At 59.4% G+C, this 19,211-nt stretch carries 13 protein-coding genes; 9 read left to right on the forward strand and 4 right to left on the reverse strand.

The features are described from left to right. The first annotated feature begins 97 nt into the window (after positions 1-97). The 9 genes from ACVWWQ_RS15675 (at position 98) to ACVWWQ_RS15715 (ending at position 12,696) form a co-directional block, all read left to right on the forward strand. On the forward strand, positions 98-1,708 hold the full coding sequence (locus tag ACVWWQ_RS15675; RefSeq protein ID WP_133951427.1) for an electron transfer flavoprotein-ubiquinone oxidoreductase: 1,611 nt from the start codon (positions 98-100) through the stop codon (positions 1,706-1,708). 120 nt (positions 1,709-1,828) lie between these two features. Continuing rightward, positions 1,829-3,808, forward strand: a complete 1,980-nt coding sequence (locus ACVWWQ_RS15680) for a glycosyltransferase (RefSeq protein WP_457383464.1) — start codon at positions 1,829-1,831, stop codon at positions 3,806-3,808. Positions 3,809-3,857: 49 nt separating this feature from the next. Next, positions 3,858-5,921: a glycoside hydrolase family 99-like domain-containing protein gene (locus tag ACVWWQ_RS15685; RefSeq protein WP_133951430.1), complete on the forward strand. Its 2,064-nt coding sequence runs from the start codon at positions 3,858-3,860 to the stop codon at positions 5,919-5,921. Positions 5,922-6,034: 113 nt separating this feature from the next. Then, positions 6,035-6,781, forward strand: coding sequence for an electron transfer flavoprotein subunit beta/FixA family protein (locus tag ACVWWQ_RS15690; RefSeq protein ID WP_133951432.1), 747 nt, complete (start codon positions 6,035-6,037; stop codon positions 6,779-6,781). A gap of 100 nt (positions 6,782-6,881) precedes the next feature. Beyond that, positions 6,882-7,826 carry an FAD-binding protein gene (locus ACVWWQ_RS15695; protein WP_133951434.1) on the forward strand — a complete coding sequence of 315 codons (945 nt, stop codon included), beginning with the start codon at positions 6,882-6,884 and terminating at the stop codon, positions 7,824-7,826. Positions 7,827-8,142: 316 nt separating this feature from the next. After that, positions 8,143-9,324, forward strand: coding sequence for an acyltransferase family protein (locus ACVWWQ_RS15700; RefSeq protein ID WP_166669773.1), 1,182 nt, complete (start codon positions 8,143-8,145; stop codon positions 9,322-9,324). 251 nt (positions 9,325-9,575) lie between these two features. Further along, positions 9,576-10,562, forward strand: a complete 987-nt coding sequence (locus tag ACVWWQ_RS15705) for a glycosyltransferase family 2 protein (RefSeq protein ID WP_133951438.1) — start codon at positions 9,576-9,578, stop codon at positions 10,560-10,562. Next, positions 10,559-10,900, forward strand: a complete 342-nt coding sequence (locus tag ACVWWQ_RS15710; RefSeq protein ID WP_133951440.1) for a DMT family transporter — start codon at positions 10,559-10,561, stop codon at positions 10,898-10,900. Before ACVWWQ_RS15705 ends, ACVWWQ_RS15710 begins: the two co-directional genes overlap by 4 nt. Further along, complete coding sequence (locus ACVWWQ_RS15715) at positions 10,897-12,696, forward strand: DUF2142 domain-containing protein (RefSeq protein WP_133951443.1); 1,800 nt, start codon at positions 10,897-10,899, stop codon at positions 12,694-12,696. Before ACVWWQ_RS15710 ends, ACVWWQ_RS15715 begins: the two co-directional genes overlap by 4 nt. 15 nt (positions 12,697-12,711) lie before the next feature. On the opposite strand, the gene ACVWWQ_RS15720 is transcribed toward ACVWWQ_RS15715, so the two are convergent. The 4 genes from ACVWWQ_RS15720 to ACVWWQ_RS15735 all read right to left on the reverse strand — a co-directional run bounded on the left by ACVWWQ_RS15720 (position 12,712) and on the right by ACVWWQ_RS15735 (position 19,123). Continuing rightward, complete coding sequence (locus ACVWWQ_RS15720; RefSeq protein ID WP_133951445.1) at positions 12,712-16,209, reverse strand: glycosyltransferase; 3,498 nt, start codon at positions 16,207-16,209, stop codon at positions 12,712-12,714. 55 nt (positions 16,210-16,264) lie between these two features. Next, the gene (locus ACVWWQ_RS15725) at positions 16,265-17,017 is read right to left on the reverse strand and encodes an ABC transporter ATP-binding protein (RefSeq protein ID WP_133951447.1); all 753 of its coding nucleotides are present in this window, start codon (positions 17,015-17,017) and stop codon (positions 16,265-16,267) included. A 10-nt stretch (positions 17,018-17,027) separates the two neighbouring features. Beyond that, on the reverse strand, positions 17,028-17,810 hold the full coding sequence (locus tag ACVWWQ_RS15730; RefSeq protein ID WP_133951449.1) for an ABC transporter permease: 783 nt from the start codon (positions 17,808-17,810) through the stop codon (positions 17,028-17,030). A 146-nt stretch (positions 17,811-17,956) separates the two neighbouring features. Further along, positions 17,957-19,123 (reverse strand): cystathionine gamma-synthase family protein, encoded by a 1,167-nt coding sequence (locus tag ACVWWQ_RS15735; protein WP_133951451.1) that lies wholly within the window; start codon positions 19,121-19,123, stop codon positions 17,957-17,959. Positions 19,124-19,211: the final 88 nt, after the last annotated feature.

The following is a 19,211-nucleotide window of genomic DNA, read 5'->3' on the forward strand; positions in this document are numbered from 1 at the left end:
TTGCCGCGCGGCATCCGAACCCGGACAATAGAGGCCTTGACCATACCCCGACGCACGGCAGCTGCCTGCGCTTCCATCTTGCACCAGGGAGTCCGCCATGAGCGAACGCGAAACCATGGAATACGACGTCGTCGTCGTCGGCGCCGGTCCGGCCGGGCTGTCGTTCGCGATCCGCCTCAAGCAGCTGAAGCCAGAAGTGAACGTCTGCGTGATCGAGAAGGCCTCGACCATCGGTGCGCAGATCCTGTCCGGCGCGGTGATCGAGCCGCAGCCGCTGGACGCGCTGCTGCCGGGCTGGCGTGACAACCCGCCGCCCATCTGCGTGCCCGCTGGTGAAGACGAATTCTGGCTGCTGAACAAGGACGGCGGTCGCAAGCTGCCGGTGCCGCCGGGCATGCAGAACCACGGCAATTTCATCGTGTCGCTGGGCGCCATGTGCGCCTGGCTGGCGCCGCAGGCCGAAGCCCTGGGTGTGGATGTGTTCCCCGGCTTCGCCGCCGCCGACAATATCTACAACGAGGACGGCTCGGTCGCCGGCGTGCGCATCGGCGACATGGGCGTGGCGAAAGATGGCACGCACAAGCCCGGCTATACCGAAGGCATCGACATCAAGGCCAGGGTCACCGTGCTCGCCGAAGGCGCACGCGGCAGCCTGACCAAGCAGCTGATCAAGCGCTTCAAGCTGGACAGGAACAGCGACCCGCAGGGCTACTCGATCGGCATCAAGGAGCTGTGGCAGCTGCCGCCCGGCCGGGTCATTCCGGGCAAGATCGTGCACAGCTTCGGCTGGCCGGCCGACACGCATACCTATGGCGGCAGCTTCATGTACCACCTGGACAAGGACCGCATCGCGCTCGGCTATATAAGCGGGCTCGACTACAGCGATCCGGAATACCAGCCGTGGGAGGCATTCCAACAGTGGAAAAACCATCCCATGGTGAAGCCGCTTCTGGAGGATGGCAGCATCCTCTCGGCGGGCGCGCGCGCCATCGTCACCGGCGGCTATCAGTCGCTGCCGCAATGCGACATGCCCGGTGCGCTGCTGATCGGCGATACCGCCGGTCTGCTCAACGTGCCCAAGGTGAAAGGCACCCATCAAGCCATCAAGAGCGGCATGCTCGCCGCCGAACACCTGATCGCCAACGATCTGAACGCGGCCGGCTTCGACGCGAAACTGCGCGGTTCGGACGTGATGGCCGAACTGAAGAAGGTTCGCAACATCAAGCCCGCGTTCAAGAAAGGGCTATGGTTCGGCATGCTCAACGCCGCCTGGGAAACCGTCACCGTCGGCTTGTCGCCGTGGACGCTGACGAACAAGGCCGACTGGTCCTCGTTGCACAAACTTGGCGCCCAGGAAGAACCCAAGCGCGACTACGTCCAGCGCACCCTGCCCCCGCGCGATCGCCTGGCCGGCGTCTACTTCGCTGCCACCGAGCACGACGAGGATCAGCCGATCCATCTGCACGTCGCAGATACGGACATTTGCGCCACCAAGTGCGTCGAGGAATATGACAACCCCTGCACCCGCTTCTGTCCGGCCGCGGTCTACGAGATGGTGGCCGATACCAGCGCCCCGCACGGAAAGCGCCTGCAGATCAACGCAGCCAATTGCGTGCACTGCAAGACCTGCGACATCAAGGACCCGTACGAAATCATCACCTGGGTCACGCCGGAAGGTGGCTCCGGGCCGAATTACCAGAATCTTTGAACGACCGAGGGCAGTCCGCTGACCGGCAACCTGCAATGGCGCCTGAAACGCCTCGGCTATCTGTGGCAACGCACCCGTGGCAGCATCGCGCTGCGCGGCTGGCGTGGCACGCTGGCGCGCGTGCGGCAGGAGTTCCAGTCGCGCCCCGTACTCGATGACGCGCTGGACCTGCTGCCGCTGGACGCACCGTTTGCGCCATTCACATTAACCGTCAGCGAACAACCGCAGGTTTCGATAATTATCCCGGTCCACGGCAAGCTGGCGTATACGCTCGCCTGCTTGCGCTCGCTTCAACGATATGGCGCGGAGGCAGCATTCGAGGTGATCGTGGTGGACGACGCCTCGCCGGATGACAGCGCCGCGACACTCGCCCAAGTCGGCGGCCTACGCCTGCTGCGCAACGCCAGCAACCTCGGCTTCGTCGACAGTTGCAACGCCGGCGCCGCTGCGGCTCGCGGTGAATTCCTGTTGTTCCTCAACAACGACACCCAGGTCACGCCGGGCTGGCTCGATGCGCTGCTGCGCTGTTTCGTCGACCACGCCGACTGCGGCATTGCGGGCAGCAAGCTGGTGTACCCGGATGGACGCCTGCAGGAAGCCGGCGCACTGGTGTTCGCGGACGGCAGTTGCTGGAACACCGGCCGTTTCGAGCCTCGCGACACGCCAGCGTTCCAATACCGGCGCGAAGTCGATTACGTCTCAGGTGCTGCATTGTTGATCCGCAGGGAAATCTTTCGGCGGGTGGGCGCCTTCGATGCCCGCTATGCGCCTGCCTATTATGAAGACTGTGACCTTGCCTTCGCGGTGCGCGACTTCGGATTGCGCGTGTATTTCGAGCCGGCCAGCACGGTGATCCATTGCGAAGGCATCAGCGCAGGCAACGATCTCGACCGTGGCATGAAGCGCCACCAGCTACCCAATCAGGCAATTTTTGCAAAAAAATGGGCCTCAGCACTGGCAAATCAACCTCCCGCCGGTACGCCACTGCAACGCGCCATTCACTGGAGACGCCGCGGACGGATCTTGGTGGTGGATGCGATGACACCCGAGCCGGCACGTGACTCCGGCTCGCTGCGGCTGTATTCCATCCTGCGAATCCTGGAGGAAGAAAACTGGCACACCAGCTTTCTTCCCGACGACGGTCGCGCCATCACTGCCGAGGTCGCCGCATTGGGCCAGATCGGCTGCGAAGTACTGAGCAAGCCTTGGATAACCGATCTGCCGCACTGGTTGGCCGAACAAGGCCCTGAGCTGCACGCGGTGATCCTTTGTCGCCACACCGTGGCAGGTCAGTACGCCAAGCTGGTACGTCGCCATGCACCCCAAGCGAAATTGCTGTTCGATACGGTGGACCTGCATTTCCTGCGTGAACAGCGCGCCGCTGAATTGACCGGCAGCGCGAGCCTGGCGAGGCAGGCCGCCGCCTCGCGGCAAAGCGAACTTGCCCTGATCGAACAAAGCGACGCAACCTTTGTGGTCAGTCCGCATGAGCAGGCCTTGATGGGGCAACTGTTACCAGGCGCACGGGTGGAGCTGCTCTCCAACATCCACAAGGTGCACGGCTGTTTACACCCCCATCAAGGACGACACGACCTTGTTTTCATCGGCGGCTATAGCCACCCTCCGAACAGCGACGCCATCCGCTGGATCGCCAGCGAGATCCTGCCAAAACTGCGCGAGTCCATGCCCGATCTGCGCATGCACATCATCGGCGACATGCCGCAGGTGGCACGCCAGGAACTGGCCAGTCCGGGGCTGGAATTCCACGGCCGCGTGGGCGAGCTTGCACCGTGGCTGGATGACTGTCTCGCCACGCTCGCACCGTTGCGCTTCGGTGCAGGTGTGAAAGGCAAGATCAACATGTCGATGAGCCACGGGGTGCCCGTCATTGCCACCACGATCGCGGTGGAGGGCATGCAGCTCGTTGACGGTGAGAATGTTTTGGTGGCGGACGATGCCATCACCATCGTCGACGCCGTGCGCCGACTGCAGGAAGACGCAGCACTTTGGCAGCAGCTTTCCGCGCGCAGCCTCGACAACGTGCAGCAACATTTCTCCGCGGCCGCTGCGACGGCGACCTTGCAGCGAGTACTGGATTGACCATGCGCGCGCCACCGCCGATGCTGCGAGCTCGCCACTGAAAACCGCCATGGCCATTCGCATCCTCCTCAAACGTTGCCTGTTCAATGTCCTGCGCGCGGGCTTCCGGCTGTGTCCGATGCCGGAAGCCACGCGCGACCGGTTGCGCCAGCGCTTCCTTGATCGGCATGCCGCTCTCGTCCCGCGCGGGCCTCGGGGTAAACTGGCCGATGCCTTGCGAATCGAACATCGACCACGCAACCAGGCAGCTGGCCGTGCCATCGGCTTCGTCGCCCGCCGCCACGCCCCCCTGCCCACGCCGCTGCCTGCCACCGTGATCGCGTTCTACCTGCCACAGTTCCACCCAATCCCGGAGAACAACACATGGTGGGGCGAGGGCTTTACCGAATGGCACAATGTGGCTCGCGCACTGCCGCAATTCGAAGGGCACGCGCAACCTCGTTTACCGGGCGAACTGGGCTTCTACGACCTGCGCCAGCCCGACACGATGCGCCGGCAGATGACGCTGGCGCGGGAGTACGGCATCGGCGCGTTCTGCAGCTACTTCTATTGGTTCGCCGGCAAGACCCTCCTGGAGCAGCCGCTGCAGCAATGGCTCGTCGACCCCATGCTCGAGCTGCCGCTGTGCCTGTGCTGGGCCAACGAAAACTGGTCGCGCCGATGGGATGGTCACGCTGACGACATCTTGATTGGTCAGCAACACAGTAACGAAGACGATCTGGCCTTCATCGCCCACGTCGCGCGCTATCTAGCCGATCCACGCTATCTGCGCGTCGAAGGCAAACCGCTGTTACTGATCTATCGTCCTGGCCTGCTGCCGGACGCGAAGGCGACCGCCGAACGCTGGCGCGCCTGGTGCCGCAGCAACGGGATTGGTGAGATCCATCTCGCCTACGTGCAAAGCTTTGATCGCGTCGACCCGCGCACGATCAGCTTCGACGCGGCCATCGAGTTCCCGCCGAACAACACCACTCTCGAGCCGATCACGGCGCGCCAACGCCTGCTCAATCCGGGCTATGCGGGCGACGTGCACGATTGGCGCGAACTGGCACGGCAGGCGATGACGCAGACCGACCCAGCTTATCCGCGCTACCCCGGAGTCAACCCCGGGTGGGACAACGAACCGCGGCGTAGTGGACGCGGCCGGGTGTTCTTGCACGCCTCGCCACGCGGCTACCGGGACTGGCTGCGTCACGCCGTGAGCGTCGCGCGTCACCGCTTTCCGCAAGAGCCGCTGGTCTTCGTCAACGCCTGGAACGAATGGGCCGAAGGTGCCGTACTGGAACCGGACAGACGGCTCGGCCACGCTTGGCTCGAGGCCACCTGCGCCGCGCTACGGCCCGAACCAGAGGCGGACACGCGACCGTGTGCGGTGATCCACATCTGGTATCCCGAACTGCTTGACGAGCTGATTACCGCGCTGCGCGAAAGCGACGTGTGCTGGCGTGTGGTGATCACCACAGCAAATGAGCGCGAACAAGCGGTGCGCGAGCGAGTACGGCAACTGGGCTTGAACGCCGAGATCGAGGTGTTCGAAAACCGCGGACGGGACATCCTGCCATTCCTGCACGTCGCCAACCGCCTGCTCGACGAAGGCGTCACGACCGTGCTGAAGTTGCACGGCAAGCGCTCCACCCACCGCCAAGACGGCGAAACATGGCGTCGCGAACTGCTCGACAAGCTTCTGGCGCCAGCACGCGCCAGCCGCATCGTCGCAGCGTTCCAAGATGATGCGAGCTTGGGTTTGGTGCACGCCGAAGGGCACCTGCAGCTACAAAATCATTATTGGGGCGCCAATCGAGACAATGTGGACTACCTTGCCCGACGCCTTGGCATCCCGCTCTCGCAGCCGGAGTGCGATAACAGGTTCATTGCCGGCAGCATGTTCTGGCTCCGCCCAGCGGCGCTGCGCTCACTGCTGGATGCGCATCTCGAGGTGGAAGAATTCGAGGTTGAATCGAGTCAAACCGACGGTACGCTGGCGCACGCCATCGAACGGATATTCTGGCTAGCCGCGCGCGGCAGTGGATTTGCCACAGCGAGTGCAGCCCACGTGCTGGGACTTGCCGACAGCGCCCACGGGCCATATCCATACGCCCGACGCAGTGGATGAACAGCGCGTTGTGAAGCCGCAAGCCGCCAGTTTCGTACGAATGTTTGATGCCGGTTAGAATGTGGGTTCCCGCGTCCCCAGCAGGGGCGGTCCACGAGGTAAGGAAATCGCAGATGAAAATTCTGGTCGGCTACAAACGCGTCGTTGATTACAACGTACGCATCCAGGTCAAGCCCGATGGCAGCGGTGTGGTCACTGACGGCGTGAAGCTCTCTGCCAACCCGTTCGACGATATCGCGCTGGAAGAGGCGCTGCGTCTGCGTGAGAAGGGAGTCGCCGATGAGGTAATCGTGGTCGGCATAGGCCCGGCCGATCTCACCGCACATCTGCGAAACGGCTTGGCGATGGGCGCGAATCGCGCCATCCACGTGGTCACCACGGACACCGTGCAGCCGCTTACCGCCGCCCGCGTCTTCCTGAAGCTGATCGAGAAGGAGCAGCCGGGCCTTGTGATTCTCGGCAAGCAGGCGATCGACGACGATGCCAATCAAACCGGGCAGATGCTCGCCGCTCTGTGGGATCGCCCACAGGCCACCTTCGCCAGCAAGGTCGAAGTTGCTGATGGCAAGGCTACCGTCACCCGCGAAGTCGATGCCGGCTTGGAAGTGATCGAGACTGAACTACCGGCGGTAATCACCACCGACCTGCGCCTGAACGAGCCACGTTTCATCAAGTTGCCAGACATCATGAAGGCCAAGTCCAAGCCGATCGACGTGATCGAGTTGGACTCACTGGGCGTGGAGGCACACGAGCATCTGAAGACCACTCACTACGCTGCACCAGCCAAGCGCAGCAAGGGTGTGATGGTCAAGGATGCCGCCGAACTGGTCGCGGCACTGAAGCAGAAAGGCCTGCTGTAACCCCCATTTCCTGTAGGAGCCCACCCTGTGGGCGATGCTCCTTTCTCAGCCAGAGGATCGCCCACAGGGTGGGCTCCTACCAAAAGCTTTGGAGACGCACATGAGCAAAATCCTGGTCATAGCCGAACACCTCGGCGGCAAACTCAACTCTTCCACCGCACGCGCGGTAAGCGCCGCCATCGCGGTAAAAGGCGAAGCCATCGACGTCCTGGTACTCGCCGACCGTGCCGACGCGATTGCCGCCGAAGCCGCGAAGATCGACGGCGTGAGCCGCGTACTCACCGTGACCAGGTCCGAGAACGCACACCCGCTGGCCGCCGTCCTCGCACCGCAGATCGCCAAGGCCGCCGCCGGCTACAGCCATGTATTCTTGCCCTCCACGACGTTCGGCAAGGACATCGCCCCACGCGTCGCCGCTCTACTCGGTGTGGCCCAAGTCAGCGACGTCATGAGCATCGAAGCCGCACATACCTTCAAGCGCCCGATCTACGCCGGCAACGCGATCATCACAGTCGAAGCCGAGCCCACTCACGCGGTGGTCGCCACGATCCGCTCCGCATCTTGGCCCGCTGCGGCCACCGGCGGCGCTACCGCCCAAGTCGAAGCGCTGACCATTGACGCCAACCTGCCCACTCACACCCGCTTCGTCGAATTGAGGCAAGGCAGCAGCGACCGCCCCGACCTGCAGAGCGCCAGCAAGGTCGTCTCCGGCGGCCGCGGGGTCGGATCGAAGGAGAACTTCGACATCATCTTCAAATTCGCCGACAAAATCGGCGCCGCCGTGGGCGCCTCGCGGGCCGCCGTCGACGCTGGCTACGTACCCAGCGACCTGCAGGTCGGCCAGACCGGCAAGATCATCGCTCCCGAGTTGTACATGGCGATCGGTATCTCTGGTGCCATCCAGCATCTCACCGGCATCAAGGACGCCGGTACTATCGTGGCGATCAACAAGGATGGCGAGGCGCCGATCTTCGAAATTGCCGATTTCGGGCTGGTGGGGGATCTGTTCAAGCTGATTCCCGAGTTGGAGCAGGTGCTAGGCTGAGCCAGCCATTCTTATTCTTCCTCGCCTCACCATGGGTTTTGTGGCGCGTCGAGCAACAATGCTCTGGCTTCAGGCAAGTCCGGCGCAGACTTGGGGTCAACAGTACGCGCCGACATACCCTTAACCGCGCGCCCATTTCGTTCGTCGCTTTTCGGTGCGCATGGCATAGGGTGACGCCCGGCGTTTCGACCTTGCCCACGCTCCTCTCCAGAAGGTGCGAACCGGCATGTACGATATCGGCCGATTTAAGTTCCGTTAGAGTGCGTAGCTAAGCATCGTGCTTCACCGCACAGTTCCCTTCTACAGAGGCTCGCAATTGAAGTCAGACGAAAATAAGTTGGAATGGATACAAGCGCTGCGTGGCATTGCGGCGCTCATGGTCGTGATCGTGCACAGCCGTTTCATTTTGCAAGACACTGATGCAGGAAAAGCTGTCGCCTACTACGTTATGTATCCGATGGCCATGGGCGTTGACCTGTTCTTTCTGATCAGTGGCTTTCTCATGGTTCTCACCACGCAAAACTTCGATGGCACCAAGGGCTACGCATGGAGGTTCATGGCGAAGCGCATAGCCAGAATCTGGCCGGTCTATGCAGTTGTCAGTGTCGCGGTTGTAGCTCTCGAGCACCACGGACTACGTGGTTTTCGCGATCTAAGCACGATGATGCCGTTCTTGGAAGGACTCCTGTTCATTCCACATGACCCTGAGAAGTCGCCACTCTATTTCCTCATGGCTGTGAGCGTCGCATGGACGCTTTGCTTTGAGTTCTACTTCTACTTAGTGTTCGCTTCATCAATGTTGTTCGGCAAGCGAAGATACTTAGCGATGGCAACATGGTTTGCTATCACACTTGTGCTCATACCTGTGATGCGGGGAGACTTCACCCTAGGCGTATCATCTCAACCGACTGTTGCTTGGTGGCGATACGCCAATCTCGCAATCAACCCAATCATATGGGACTTCCTCTTTGGCATGCTTGCGGCTTGGCTGTACGTGTCACGTGTGCGTATCAAAAGCCGCGGACTCATCTATGGAGTCATGATCGCCTTGCTCGCAGGGATTGTCATCAACTGGGACCGGCTGGGGTTGGCTAATTTTCATGGACCGGGAGGCTGGGGGTTACCGTTGGCTATTATTTTTTTCGGCATTGTACTGTTTGCCAAGCTAGGGGAGATTAAGGTTCCCGCCTGGAGCGTATGGCTTGGCGGAATTTCCTACTCTCTGTATCTGGTGCACCTCTATGCGTTCGAGGTAACCGTAAAGTTAGTGGAGCATATCCCGATGGCGGCCAGCACAGCGAAGGTCGTCTTTTTTGTCCTTCGCCCCATCGTTGCCGTGAGCTTCGCCGCACTGATTTATACATACGTCGAGACACCATCATCGCATTGGATGCGCGATGCCTTACTTAAACTTCGGTTCGAGAATAAGTCAACAAAGTCAGCAGAATCCCGCAAGCCGATTGTTGGCGACCTTCGTCCAAACGACAGCGCCACATAAGGGCCGACCGTGACATGGCACGAAGTGGAGGAGCATAACCGCCCCCACTAGGGCCTCCTGACCAATGCGTTCGTGGTTGAGTGCGGCCCTCAGCAATTCCGCAACGAGGTGCGCAATTTAACGGTTACTTTGCTATTAAACAGCTACGTATAACGCGTGAAGAGTTCGATAGGCAGTCAAGAGGAGATATCGAACAACCCACCTCGTACTCCTCATCTACTTGGCAAGTAACACATAAAGAGAAGAATACTATGGCCAAACGTATTGGGGTCGTAATACCAAGCTACAAGGTTCGCAACCATATCTTGGAAGTCATTGCGTCGATAGGGCCGGAAGTCGGTCGGATCTATGTCGTCGATGACTGCTGTCCCGAGAAGAGCGGCGAATTCGTTGCGGCCAACTGTACTGATTCGCGCGTGGTCATCGTGCACCATGAGCAGAACCAGGGAGTCGGTGGTGCAGTGATGAGCGGCTACCGGGCCGCCATAGCCGAGGGCATTGAGATCATCGTGAAAATAGATGGCGATGGGCAGATGGACCCCGCCCTGATTTCTGACTTCGTCGCCCCGATCCTGCTGGGTGAAGCCGATTACACAAAGGGCAATCGCTTTTTTGACCTGGAACAAATCCATGCCATGCCAAAGATGCGCGTGTTTGGCAATGCCGGGCTTTCGTTTCTGACGAAGATATCGTCCGGCTATTGGGATCTCTTTGATCCAACCAATGGCTACACTGCCATTCACCGCGATGTTGCGCGCCATTTACCCTTCGACAAAATCAGCCGGCGCTATTTTTTTGAGACCGATATGTTGTTTCGCCTTAATACCCTGCGCGCCGTGGCGGTGGATGTTCCGATGCACGCGAAGTACGGGGATGAGGTGAGCAACCTGAAAATTTCGAAAGTTATCGGCGAATTCTTTGTGAAGAACATGCGCAATTTCTTAAAGCGTATTTTTTACAACTACTACCTGCGCGACATGTCGCTTGCCTCGTTTGAACTTCCGATCGGCATTCTTTCCGTACTATTTGGACTGTTCTATGGCGCAGTTCATTGGATAAGCAGTACGAGCACTGGAACGATCGCCTCAAGCGGTACCGTCATGCTCGCAGCCATGCCTGTTCTTCTCGGCGTTCAGCTGATCCTGGCTTTCATCGGCTACGACGTCAGCTCCACCCCCAGACGAGCCGTACATTCAAAACTTGGGCGATCGGCTCTAATGAAGGCAAACGAATCGTGACCTACTTCATCGCACTCATCTGCGTGGTCGGCATCGCCTGCGGCCAAATCCTGTTCAAGCTGAGTGCCACATCACTTCAGAAAACGGGCAGCTTCTTCGATCCATCGACGCTGGTCCTGCTCTTCTCCTCGTTCGCTCTATACGGCGTCATGACCATCGCCTGGATCTGGGTGCTGCAGAAGGCGGACCTCGGCAAGGTCTATCCTCTGATGGCCCTGGCTTTCATCATCGTACCCATCGGTAGCCATTTCATTTTTGGCGAGCGCTTCCAGCCCCAGTACTTCGTTGGGGTTGCCCTCATTATGGCCGGCATCATCGTAGCCGTGAGGTCAGCATGACAATAACCACGCTAAAGACTCAACCCGCCCCGCGCTTTTGGCCAGCTCTCCTTTTGATCGCATTTCTCGCTTCATTTATCACCGCGTCGCTGGCGCCTCCCTTCAGCGCGCCCGATGAGTTCGATCACATCAAACGTGCCTACATGTTCGGGCAGGGCCAGCTGTTGCTGCATTCCGAGAACGGCTCACCGTCAGGTGGCAACATCGATGCCGGCTTGGCGGAATACATGGATTCTTTCACTGCGCTGCCTGGCCATAATTCCCAGAAAATTTCCGGTGCCGAACTCATTCATGCCGGAGAGGTAGCCTGGAAGGGTAAGAACGTTTTCGTAACACCGGTCGGCACGTCCTACTACTTCCCGGCGCTGTATGCGCCCCAAGCCATCGGATTGATGGCCGGCAAAACGCTCGGTCTTTCAGTGAACAAGTCGTACCGACTGGCACGTCTGCTCACCCTGCTCACCTGTCTGTCCCTGCTGATACTAGCCTGCCGCATTTTTCCACCACCGCCCGCAGTCATCGCTGTGCTCGTACTGCCGATGAACGTGTTCCTGTTTGCGGCCCCTTCGCTGGATGGGTTAACGACTTCGACTGCAGCCTTGGCCTTGGCTGCGTTCATGCGCATCGCGATCCACCGGCGCGAGGCTCGGGACTGGGTGGTCTGGGTATGCCTCGTGTCGTTGTGTCTGGTCTGCACTTCACGCGCAAATGCCGCGCCATTCCTCCTCCTGCCGTTCGCTGTTTGGTGGTTCACGCGCGACCGGCGTCACTTGTTCGCCTCGATCATGCTGGCTGTCTTCGTCGTTGGGTGGACTGTGTTCACTATAAAGACCACGGTCTACCCACCGGGTCCGCGGCACATCGATCAGATGGCAAAGCTTGCGTCCTACATCAAGCATCCAGAAGCGTTCTTCAAGATCCTCTACGCAACGCTGGCAGACTCGGGAGTGCGCGGCTACTACTTCAGTTCGTTCATCGGCTCACTGGGCTGGCTAGATACCTCCCTGCCAATATGGAGCTACCGGATCTTTGGGCTGTTACTCCTCATCGCAGCCGTGTTCTCATTCGCTCGCGACGCCATCATAGAGCAGCCATTGGCATGCAGCCTGCTGATAGTCTGCGCGATCGGCACGGTTCTGATGACCTATCTGGCGATGCTGGTGCAATGGACGATAGGCGACTCCGCGATCATCCAAGGCGTCCAAGGCCGCTACTTCATGATTCCCGCACTCGCCATCATGTTCGCGCTCGGCGGCGATTTCACGCCCCGATCCAGCATTGCGTACCGCATCTCGATCGGCGCGGCGGGAGCCATCGCTCTCCTGGCGGCTTATTTTGTACCGCAAGCTGTTGCCATGCGCTATTTCATGGCACAGGAGCCCAACACAACGGCGTTTCAAAGCTCACTGACCCCCACACAGGCGCTTGGACGCAATGCCGTCGTCCCGGTCGCACTCGATCCATCCCAAGCAGCGCGACCGATGGAGCTCTCGGGCATAGACATCATGTTTGGTACCTACAACCGCTCCAACCCTGGCAATGCCGAACTGCGCGCATGGACACGTAGCGGTGAGATCACGACGGTACAATTCGAGCTCTCGTCACTGGTGGACAACGCATACCACCACTTCCCCCTCGACGGAAAACGCTACGTTGGTGCGGAAATCGTGTCGCGCGGCGGCGAGGGCGTTAGCGTATGGACGGTAAGAATAGGCGACAAGGTGCAGATGGCTTGCATCGCTCTTCAAGATGACGCGGGGAATATCACTGCTACGCCGGGCTGTCCCTCTCTGTAGCGAAAAGGGCGCGCGTCAAACCCTCCGGACTTCACGGTGCCCGTGCGTGCTCCGCATGTCGTCCTTTACTGGGTGACGATCCGCGACGTCTTCGAGGAGTGTCGTGAGTTCAGCCGCCTGTTCTTCGAACACGCGGATCATATCGACATGCCGGTTTCGATAACCGTCGAGACGACCAGGCTTATCAAGAAGGCGTTTAAGTGCGGCCATGAAACCGGCGCCATCGTCGTCAAGCGGCACGACGTCACCGTTCTCGCCCGGCACAATGTCCTCTACGGCGCCACCCGCATCCGTCGCTATCACCCATACATCCCTGATCATCGCTTCACGCACCGACAGTCCGAAGCTCTCCTTGCACTGCGTGGGAAACAGCAGGACGTCGATACCATTGAAGAAGTCATCAATGGTTTCCTGGGTGTACGCCGGAACGATATGCAGAGCACCCGGGACGCTCCAAGTTGACTCGAAGATCACACGACGCCCAAGGTTGAGTGCACCATCGACCACCAGCAATTCGTAGTTCGTGTGCTCGGGCATCTCACGCAGAACCTGCTTAATCAACTCACTGCCCTTGGCTGGGCCTTCCCCACCGACAAAACCCAGTCGCAACGGCCTCCCGCTAGGGGGCGTGCGCTCTGCTTCGCGACGAGGCGGCACGACACCGTTCTTATTGACTACGGTACGCCCCGGATTGAAGCCATTGTCGATGTAAAGACCACGGAAGAACTCACTTGGCACGATCAGGCGGTCGGCTTGGGAGAGCACTTCGTGCAGACGGAACTGGCGATACGGATTGAGCGCGGGATGGACGACGCACTTCGCGCAGACATTGAGATCGACCTTTCGCTGGTGGCAATATTTGCCTTCGTTGGTAATCATGAATTGGCGGGCGCAAATCCACCATGCGTCATGCGCCGTAACTACAAATGGGATTCCCTCGGATTGGCAGACCTCGGCCAACTGTACGCCGAAGCCTTGGATGGAATGTAAGTGCACCACGTCCGGCGCCCAAGCGCGCAGGATTTCGCGGAATGCGATAGTAGGGTAAGGATTGTCAAAATCAAACGCAGGGTTACCTTCAAACGGAAGACCCATCGCGAACACTTCCCCAGCGGACGACTGGTAACGCACCACTTTGTAAGGATGTACCTCGGACGTCGGTAACGAGGTCAGCATGCCGTAGTCGATGCTTGTACCCGCATTGATTCGTCGTGCCACCTGTTCGGCCACGATAGTTGCGCCGCCGAAGCTGCGCGGCTCGAAGAAGATGTTGACGCCGAGCACGCGCAGCTTGTCCTTACTGAAATGGCGGAAGGACTTAAGGATCGGCTCGACCTTTTCGCGTGCCACAGTGTCCGGCGTGTAGTGGGCGGCCACGTGATCGTGCGCATCCTTGCCCATCCTAGAGCGCAGGCCCTCATCATCGATTAGGCGAATCAGCAACGCCTCCCATTCTTCGGTGGTAGAAGCGAGGAAACCGGTCTTACCATTTTCGATCGTACGACTGAATTCCTCGGTCGAAGAGCACACGGAAGGCAGTTTGAGGATCGCCGCCTCAAGGTATTTGATGTTCGATTTCGCATCGTTGAAAATACTCGACTCCAACGGCGCAATGTTTACGTGACACCGGGCGAGCCGCTTCATGTATGTCGCATAGTCCGAAGAGGGCAGACGCTCAACCTGAGCCTCCACTTCTTTGAATTCCGGCGGAAGGTTGAGCCATCCGATAATGGTAAGGCGTACGTCGTAGCGTGCCCGCAATATATTCAGGATGGCAGGCGCGGCTTGGCGGAAGTCCGCATCGTGCGAAGTCGAGCCTGATCCATAACCTATGCGGATCAATCCGTCGGGCTTTTTCGGCGTAGCGTTGATCTCTTCAGCAATCCAGATCGTTTCATCATCGAGCGCGTTTTCGATGACATGCACCGTCTTCACACCAGCTTTGCGCATCACGTCGGCGAGTGAGGCCGTGGAGGCGATGCAGGCATCGCACGCGAGCATGGCTTCGCGATAGAGAGGCACTCCCCGCATAATGCCTTCACGAACCTGCTTATGCAGGTCATTTATATTCGAATTGGTCTTGTACAGGTCGGCGTCAAAAATAAGATCATCCACTTCCCATAAAGTCTTGACGCCTAGCTCCTTCGCCATGCGGATAGTTTCCAGCTGGGGCGCAAACCCTGGAATGCGATAGAAGATGGCAATCGTGTGCGTCTGGAGGAGGTCACGCGCAGAAGCCACGTCGTGCCATGCCACGACACTGCAATCGATGCCGAGGTCTTGGATCATTTGCTGCTTCTGCAGCACGCGATACTTGAGACACTGAGCCAAGCTCATCTCGGCAATGATGAGCACGCGCTGGCGCAGACGCGTCGTCGCAAATGGCGGTGGCGCCAGTGTATAGAGGGGAATCCGGTCGAACGGCGCATTAGCGCCGCGCAGTCGTCGCAGCGCACCCCGTGGATGGACGATTGCCTTGACTGTGTCCCCCATGGCTCGTCGCCAACCCCGCGCGACGATGCGGCGAGGCGCTGAAACCACTGCTCGCAGACCTCCTCTGAACATCTCGCGCGTATAGCGGAGCGCCGTGGTCATACCGCGCAATGGCGCGGTGATGGCCCAAGAATGCGAGCCCAATAATTCATCGGCCTTTGCCTTGGCAACGCGCAGGTTTTGCGCAGTGGCCTGCGAGGCTATTTCCGCATTCTCCAGCGCGCGGGTAAGTGCCGCGATCTTCCGCTCATACGAGCGTCGGGAGTCTTCAACCTGCCGAAACAACTCATCTTTCTCGGCCAGCGTGCGGCGGTCGTCCTCCATCTCGCTGGACTGAGCAGACAGACGCATCGCCACCGCCTCCATCTGGAACGCAGTGTCATCCGGGTCACGTTCGCCATTGCCGGTGCCATATGTGCGCAAGCTACTGGCGATTGCTTTGGCCTGACCCGGTGTGCCGAAGATATCGCGGATACGCGGGGGTGCATCGCTTCCAACCAGCAAAAGTCGATGTCTACCGCCATCGACCGCGACGAACGGATAGCTGTCACAAATCTCATCCCACGCATTGCGATCTACAGCGCTATCCAAGAATCCACGAATCATGACGACCGCGCAGTACGACAATTTGGGCAACCATGCGTTCAGCAGGTCGCGCTGCGACGGGCTGTGGTTTGAAGCTGGCAGAATCAATAGGTCGATTGCTCGCTCGGGAAACATCCTCAGTGCATGGTCGAGTGACATCTGCATGGCATGCGAGAATGTCGCATACAGCATTTCATGCTCAGCGATGGCCGATGCAGAAGCCGGCCCGGCCCCCTCCGTGTCCAAGGAATAGACGTGCGCCGGCAATCCGAGCAACTGGACTGCTCGACACCAAGCCAGATACGCACCACCCAGAGGTTCGCCAACGTCCGCGATCAACGCTGGCCTGAGCTGTTCCACCAGCCACATCGGGAAAGAATACGCTTCCCCTTCGACAGCAACTTTCAAGGAACCCGTATCGTCTGAAACCACCATTCGCCTCCCCTTTTTTGGCTATCCCTTGTCTCAATATCCACTATGTTTCGCTCGCTCACGCGCTGACGTACGCCTCGTAAGCGGACACCACTTCTTCGGTCGGCCCGAACATCCGAACACACCCGTTATCCATCCACAACACCCTGTCGCATGTGCGCCGGATTTCCGCGTTCGAATGCATCGCCAGGACGACGATCTCCGCTCGGCGATGCAGGTCCGCAAGGCGCGCCTGTGCTTTGTGCATGAACGACGCATCACCTACGCCCATTACTTCGTCAAGCAACAAGATCTCGGCGTCTACCGCCGTTGAGATGGCAAACGCCAGCCGCACTCGCATGCCGCTGGAATACGTGCGGATTGGCAAGTCGAGGTAATCACCCAACTCGCAAAAATCGGCGATTTCTCGCTGCTTGGCCTTGATCTCTCTGTCCGTCATGCCAAGCAGCAGACCCCGCAGGCGAATGTTTTGCAAACCGGTGGAGTTATCGTCCATGCCAAGACTAATATCGAGCAGCGGTACCACTTTTCCTTCGCGCGCAACCTCGCCAACTGTGGGAGCGTAAATCCCAGCCATCACCCGCAAAATGGTGGACTTGCCCGCGCCATTATGCCCGATGAGGCCAATCCGTTGACCGCTATCAAAGCGAACGGAAACGTCCGAAAGTGCGCGTACGATTACAACGCCGTCGCTGCCTTCTGCGATAGCGTTCCGGCGGCCGAGCTGCATCACTTGACGCTTGAGCGAGCGGCCTTGCACTTCGTAGATGGGGAGGTCGAGCGTAACGCCCTTGAGTTCGATGAATGCCATAAATGTTCCCTCAAATCCAGTAGGGAATGCGCTTGAGAAAGCGGTTGGTGACCGCGAGCGCGAGAAGCCAGCCGATGACGGCCATGCCGATGGTCAGCATGTATGTTTGCATTGGGGGCACTTGGCCGAGCAATGGCTGACGCACCACGTCCAATAAATAGGTGAGCGGATTGAAGCGAACCAGGAACGAAAAGCGAGTGAGTGCTTCCGGACGGTACATAATCGGTGTGACATAGAAGGCGACTTGCACCAATGATGCGATGATTTGGGGAAGATCGCGGAAGCGGGCGGAGAACAGTCCTGTCAGCATGGCCATCCACGTGGCGTTCAACGTGAGGATAACCAAGCCGGGGATGAAGAGCGGCAGCGTGGACCAGCTGGGCACACCAAAAATCGCGAGCAGTATAAGAATGATGACGAAGTTGTGGGCGAGAATAAGCAGGTTCCGCCAAGGCACCTGCAGTATGTAGATAAGCTTCGCCGTTGCCACTTGACGAATATAGGCTGCGTTGCTGATATAGGCGGTGCTACCCTCTTGCACCGTGCTCGCGAACATGCCCCATGAGACGAGGCTGGCCGCGAGGTACGGCAGATATTCGCTCATCTTCTGGCCGAATAAGGTGCCGTATACCACGCCGATGGACGCGATCACGACGCCCATACTGATTGTCAGCCAGAAGGGACCTACGCGCGAGCGGGCGTAACGTTGCCGGATCTCAATCCAACCTAGGAGCATCCACAGCCGCCACGAAGCAATGCTTTGCTTAAGGTCGATCGCCGCAAGTTTCAACATGTAATTAAGATCCTAAAAACAAAATGAGGCTGACTCGCGAGTCAAGGCGCCACAGCAACCTTGTATTATTGGGGACGGGTCTGACCTATTCTCATTTGCCCCCGATGGAACTAATTGCCCGACACCAACGCGCATAAAACTTTCCGTCAAACGGAGAGGGCGGCATCGAGCTCCCCGCGCAGGTCAGCGATGTCTTCGACCCCCACGGACAGGCGGATGAGATTTTCTCCAATGCCCAGCCGCTTGCGATTCGCTGCCGGCACCGAGGCATGGGTCATGATGGCGGGGTGTTCGATCAGGCTTTCGACACCGCCGAGTGATTCGGCCAGCGCGAACAATTCGCAACGCTCAAGCATGCGCCTGGCCTTTTTCAGGCCACCCTTGACCTCGATCGTGATGATGCCGCCGTAGCCGTCCATCTGGCGTTTGGCCAAGGCATGCTGCGGATGGCTCTTGAGACCGGGATAGATCACCCGCTCCACGGCCGGATGTTTTTCCAGCCACTTCGCCAGTTCCAGCGCGCTTGCGCAATGCGCCTTCATGCGCAAGTGCAGAGTCTTCAAGCCGCGCATCGCAAGAAATGAATCGAACGGCCCGGCGACCGCGCCCACGGAGTTCTGCAGGAAACCCATCTGGGTGGCCAGCTCCTTGTTACCCGCAACCACGATGCCGCCGACCATGTCGGAATGGCCGTTGAGGTATTTCGTGGCCGAATGCAGCACCAGGTCGGCGCCGTATTCCAGCGGACGCTGGATCATCGGTGAACAGAAGGTGTTGTCGACCACGAGGATCAAATCGTGCTTCTTCGCGAAAGCGGCGACCTTGGCGAGGTCGACCAGCTTGAGCATCGGATTGGTCGGCGTCTCCGCCCATATCATCCGCGTGTTCGGCTTGAGCGCCGCTTTCATCGCCGCCGTATCGTTCAGATCGACGAAGCTGAAGTCCAGCCCTGCCGAACGTCGGCGCACCTTCTCGAACAGGCGATAGGTGCCGCCGTAAAGATCGTCCATTGCGATGATGTGGCTGCCCGAATCGAGCAAGTCCAGCACGGTCGCCGCAGCGGCCAGGCCGGAGGCGAACGCAAAGCCGGCCGCGCCGCCTTCAAGGTCCGCCACGCAGCGCTCATACGCCATGCGCGTGGGGTTCTGCGTGCGCGAATACTCATAGCCCTTGTGCTTGCCGGGGCTTTCCTGGACGTAGGTGGAGGTCGCGTAGATCGGCGTCATGATCGCGCCGGTGCTGGGGTCGGGGTGCTGGCCGGCGTGGATCGCCCGGGTTCCCATTCCGTGAGTGATCTTGGCTTTCTTGGTCATGCTGGCATCTCGGCGGACTGGATGGCGGGAACGCCGCAAAACGGCGTTGATTAGCCCGGCATCATACCCGTGAACGCTGTGTCTTTAC

It is taken from the genome of Rhodanobacter sp. TND4EL1 (assembly GCF_054061035.1).

Excerpts from the sequence above, each read along its gene's own strand:
- ACVWWQ_RS15675 (WP_133951427.1), top strand. The coding sequence starts at position 98 with ATGAGCGAACGCGAAACCATGGAATACGACGTCGTCGTCGTCGGCGCC.
- ACVWWQ_RS15685 (WP_133951430.1), top strand. The coding sequence starts at position 3,858 with ATGGCCATTCGCATCCTCCTCAAACGTTGCCTGTTCAATGTCCTGCGC.
- ACVWWQ_RS15690 (WP_133951432.1), top strand. The coding sequence starts at position 6,035 with ATGAAAATTCTGGTCGGCTACAAACGCGTCGTTGATTACAACGTACGC.
- ACVWWQ_RS15695 (WP_133951434.1), top strand. The coding sequence starts at position 6,882 with ATGAGCAAAATCCTGGTCATAGCCGAACACCTCGGCGGCAAACTCAAC.
- ACVWWQ_RS15705 (WP_133951438.1), top strand. The coding sequence starts at position 9,576 with ATGGCCAAACGTATTGGGGTCGTAATACCAAGCTACAAGGTTCGCAAC.
- ACVWWQ_RS15715 (WP_133951443.1), top strand. The coding sequence starts at position 10,897 with ATGACAATAACCACGCTAAAGACTCAACCCGCCCCGCGCTTTTGGCCA.
- ACVWWQ_RS15720 (WP_133951445.1), bottom strand. The coding sequence starts at position 16,209 with ATGGTGGTTTCAGACGATACGGGTTCCTTGAAAGTTGCTGTCGAAGGG.
- ACVWWQ_RS15725 (WP_133951447.1), bottom strand. The coding sequence starts at position 17,017 with ATGGCATTCATCGAACTCAAGGGCGTTACGCTCGACCTCCCCATCTAC.
- ACVWWQ_RS15730 (WP_133951449.1), bottom strand. The coding sequence starts at position 17,810 with ATGTTGAAACTTGCGGCGATCGACCTTAAGCAAAGCATTGCTTCGTGG.
- ACVWWQ_RS15735 (WP_133951451.1), bottom strand. The coding sequence starts at position 19,123 with ATGACCAAGAAAGCCAAGATCACTCACGGAATGGGAACCCGGGCGATC.